General features: G+C 32.4%; 4 protein-coding genes. 2 read left to right on the forward strand and 2 right to left on the reverse strand.

The features are described from left to right. Nucleotides 1-734: 734 nt before the first annotated feature. Nucleotides 735-2,384 (reverse strand): DUF6029 family protein, encoded by a 1,650-nt coding sequence (locus tag GJV76_RS15215; protein ID WP_155093436.1) that lies wholly within the window; start codon nucleotides 2,382-2,384, stop codon nucleotides 735-737. 3 nt (nucleotides 2,385-2,387) lie between these two features. Then, a complete protein-coding gene (locus tag GJV76_RS15220; RefSeq protein ID WP_155093437.1) occupies nucleotides 2,388-2,876 on the reverse strand; it encodes a TlpA family protein disulfide reductase in 489 nt (162 codons plus the stop codon). A gap of 120 nt (nucleotides 2,877-2,996) precedes the next feature. Between GJV76_RS15220 and GJV76_RS15225 the strand changes: the two genes are divergently transcribed. Beyond that, nucleotides 2,997-3,551, forward strand: a complete 555-nt coding sequence (locus tag GJV76_RS15225; RefSeq protein WP_155093438.1) for a hypothetical protein — start codon at nucleotides 2,997-2,999, stop codon at nucleotides 3,549-3,551. 6 nt (nucleotides 3,552-3,557) lie between these two features. Further along, entirely contained in the window at nucleotides 3,558-3,959 is a 402-nt protein-coding gene (locus GJV76_RS15230) for an Omp28-related outer membrane protein (RefSeq protein ID WP_155093439.1), read from the forward strand. Nucleotides 3,960-4,057: the final 98 nt, after the last annotated feature.

Here is a 4,057-nt window from a genome sequence, read left to right on the forward strand (position 1 = left end):
CAAAAGTAAAACTATTTTTTAATCTCGCAAAACTTTTTTTTGAAAAATTTCTTTTTCTTTTTTCTTGCGAGCCACAGTGTTTACTGAAGCGGACCGCAAAGATAATACCTTATCTTTTACTTATCCAAACTTTATTTTGTTAAAGTTTTTAAAGCCTTTCAAAGTTATTAATTCTTCTTTACTGCTTTCTTTATATTTAGGAGCGTCTGCCTCTAGAGTCGTTATTACTTCTCTAATGCGGATGCAAANCTTTCAAAGTTATTAATTCTTCTTTACTGCTTTCTTTATATTTAGGAGCGTCTGCCTCTAGAGTCGTTATTACTTCTCTAATGCGGATGCAAAAGTAGTATCTTTTACGCTACTTCCAAACTTTATAACGCCTTTTTTTAAAGGTTTTTTTCGGAGTAACGATAACTACCTATTATGATACACATTACAAGTAAAACTTTCTTTAGTATTTCTGATATCCCCCCTTCCCTACCTTACTTACACCAGTAATAATGCATTTATCTCCTTCAACAAGATTCTTTATACTATATCAAGATTCTTTATACTATATATAGTATAGTACATACCTAAATACTTCGATATAATACAGGTGCCAATAACCAAATACAAGAAAACAAATCACACTCTATTAAATAGTGAAAACAAAAAATGAGGACAAGTCCTCATTTTTTAAAAGAAAGTAATAGCAAAACTATAAAGCTATACCTATCCTATATAATTAAACTTTAAAAAGATGTAGTAATACCTATAGTAAGTCCAGCCGCTTCTGTTACATAACGACAAACACCTCCTACACACATTAAACCGCCTCTTTGTCTACCGTAAGCAGCAGAAACACGAGTAACACCTTTTGTAAAACTAGCTCCAAAATTATAGTAATGAATTTTGTTATCTGAATCATCATTCCCATAATTATACATGTCACTACCAAAAAAAGACCATTTACTGTTTAGTGCAAATTCCAAAGTACCTGCCATCCAATTCTTATTATCAGCATCCGCCCACATATGTTGTAATTCCATTCTAACAGATTTATCATCCAAGAATTGATAAGTTGTTTCAGCACTCACAATATTTGTATTGATATTTTCCATTTTACCAAGTAATACAGGAGCATTATAGAATTGATTCAAATACATAAAGACAGAAGACCATTGTTTAGACCATTTCTTTCTAACTTCAAAGCCAAGATCTCTATAATACTTTTCTCCAAAACCAATAAACTCGTTACTTACATCCCCTTCAAAGAAATTAACTTCAGATTTTAGTCCAGCCCAATACGCACCATTAACTGTTAAGTTCATTCCATACGCACCTCCCAGAGAAGTACCTTTCTTAAACTCATAATAAAAATCAAATTGTCCTCCGATCTCTCCTGTCTTACCAGCCATCAAATCAATATTAGACTGCGCTTGGTATACATATATATTCTGTAAAGAATAATCATACTGTTTAGTCAATGCAGGAACATAATTCATAATCCCCTTAAAATAATCATTCCCCAAGAATTCACGTTCAGAGAAAATCCCCATATTCTCAATTCTTCTGAAATTAACATCCAAAGACATACCCTTTTGAGTAAAACCAGTATTAATTAACAAAGCATTACCATCATACTTACTCCCCTCATCAATCATAAAATTCTGAACTAAACAATCAGAGGCCTTAGTTACATACTCAGCACCAATATAAAACCCTTTAAAAGCGTAATCAGCTCTAAAAGAATAACCACTATTAAATCGATCTAAATCATCATACTCGTCGTTTTTATTAAAATTTCTACCTAAGAAACTAGCCCCTAAACTCAGTGTATGTTCATCCCATCCAGCTAAGTCATCAATACTAACACCAATATCGGCACCAAACAAAAAAGACTTAGACAAATCAAACCCCATTCCGACTCTCTGTCTACCACCGAAAACAGTAACTTTCCCCCAGTTATCTACACTATACTTAGCATTAACTCCAAAAATAGCATTATTGACACCTAATTGCTTGTCTTCCCAAGCTCTAAAAAGCAGACCACTACCAAATTGATCATAAAAATGACCAGCCGTAACATCGATTCCCTTTTCTACATTATTATATCTAGCATAGATAGTACCAATGCTAACTTTATCATAGTCTGGTGAGTAATTAAGCATCGCTTTAGGGGCATATCCCTCTAATTGAGTCCCAAAGGTCCAATTTTTAAAATCGTAATCCACTTTCAAGTATGAATTTGAACGAAAACGATCTTCTGCTTCAATAGGAGCAAGCTTGATTTTTTTATCATCAATATACCATTGAGAATTATTCTCAAAACCAACTCTAATCTGTGAATAAGAGTTAGTAACTCCTAATGCAATCCCTAAAAATAGTAATATACGTTTCATAGGCTATTTCTTTAATGCAGCTTTGACCTGCTTGAACAATTCTTTCTCTACTCCTGGTGTATAACTAGTGTGTTTATAAACGATCTTACCTTTATATACAACCAAAGTATAAGGAACATTAGCAACATTCATCGCTCTTTTCAAGTTGTGATTATCATCTAAAAGGACTTGATAATCCCATCCTTTACCATTAACTAAAGGTTTTACGCGTTTAACAGACTTAGCATCATCAATAGAAATAGCAATAAGTTCAACCCCCGTTTCTTCTTGCCATTCGTCATAAACATCATTGATAGCAGCTAATTCTTTCAAACATGGACCACACCATGTTGCCCAAAAGCTAATAATAACAGGATTTTCGCCTTTTCCTAATTCGCTAATATTAACTTCTTTTCCATTCAAGTCCTTTAAAGAGATACTTGGTAGTTCCGATTGCTGTGAAAAAACAAAGATTGGAAACGCAAAAATTAAAAAAACAAATAATTTCTTCATATCTATAAGATTAATTGATTAATTATCGTAAATATATATGAATTAATTAAACTTTTTGTGTACATTTAAAAAAAATAATATTTATTTTTACACACAAATCAACCAAAAAACACATTAAAAATGAAAAAAAGAAACCTATTTAAGTTTGCAATGTTATTTGCTTTATTCACGGCATTTTTAACATTCACGTCTTGTTCAAGCGATGACAACACAAAAGAAAAAGACGAGATTATCGATCCGAAACCAGATCCAGATCCAACTCCAAATCCAGATCCAAAAGAAACAAACTTCTTCAAACACAAAACACTAGTAGAAGATTATACCTCTGTTGGATGTCCTGCATGTCCTTATGCAGCATTTATACTTGACGAGTTGCAAACAACGAGTATAAAAGATAAAATCATTACTGTAACGGTACACGATGATTATGGAAGTACAAAAGATCCCTATCGTTTAAAAAACATCAATGATTATGTTAAGCTAATGAAACCAAAGTTTCTACCATCAATATACTGGGTAAGAGATTCTAAAGCATGGGCTTTACAAAATAATTTCATAGATGGAGAAGATACTTCAAACGGACCACGTTACTTTATTAATCAAGATGCTGTTCTTGGTGCAATAGAAAAGTTGAATATCATTAAGGAGAAATCTAATATTGGAATAAAAATATAATCTCAATTGACAAAAACTGCAGGAGAAGTTAAGGTATCACTGCAATTCACAAACGATATCAATGAAGAATTAAAATATGTCGTTTACCTAATAGAAGATGATCTAAAATACAAACAAGCGAACTCAACACCATTATACGGAAACAACACTGGAAAAGGAAGATGGGAAAATAATTTTATGCACCAACATGTTTTACGTGCAGCTAACAATTTTGCAGGGATAAAAGTAGCAGCAAACGAAACAATAAAAGCAAAAGAATTTAAAACTACTGTAGCTTTAGAAAACTACACTTTAGACAATTTAGAAAAAACATCAGTAGTTGTAGTAATACTAGATAAAAATGGTAAAGCCTTAAATGCTCAAATAGCAAAAGCAAATACTACACAAGATTACGAAATCGTAAAATAGCAAAAAGCCTCTATGTAAACATAGAGGCTTTTTCTTTTATATAAAAAAAGCCAGACATCACTGTCTGGCTTTCTGCTCCCCCTCTTGGGCTCGAACCA

Origin of the sequence: Myroides albus (assembly GCF_009711045.1) — a bacterium.
Taxonomy (GTDB): domain Bacteria; phylum Bacteroidota; class Bacteroidia; order Flavobacteriales; family Flavobacteriaceae; genus Flavobacterium; species Flavobacterium album_A.

Excerpts from the sequence above, each read along its gene's own strand:
- GJV76_RS15215 (WP_155093436.1), bottom strand. The coding sequence starts at position 2,384 with ATGAAACGTATATTACTATTTTTAGGGATTGCATTAGGAGTTACTAAC.
- GJV76_RS15220 (WP_155093437.1), bottom strand. The coding sequence starts at position 2,876 with ATGAAGAAATTATTTGTTTTTTTAATTTTTGCGTTTCCAATCTTTGTT.
- GJV76_RS15225 (WP_155093438.1), top strand. The coding sequence starts at position 2,997 with ATGAAAAAAAGAAACCTATTTAAGTTTGCAATGTTATTTGCTTTATTC.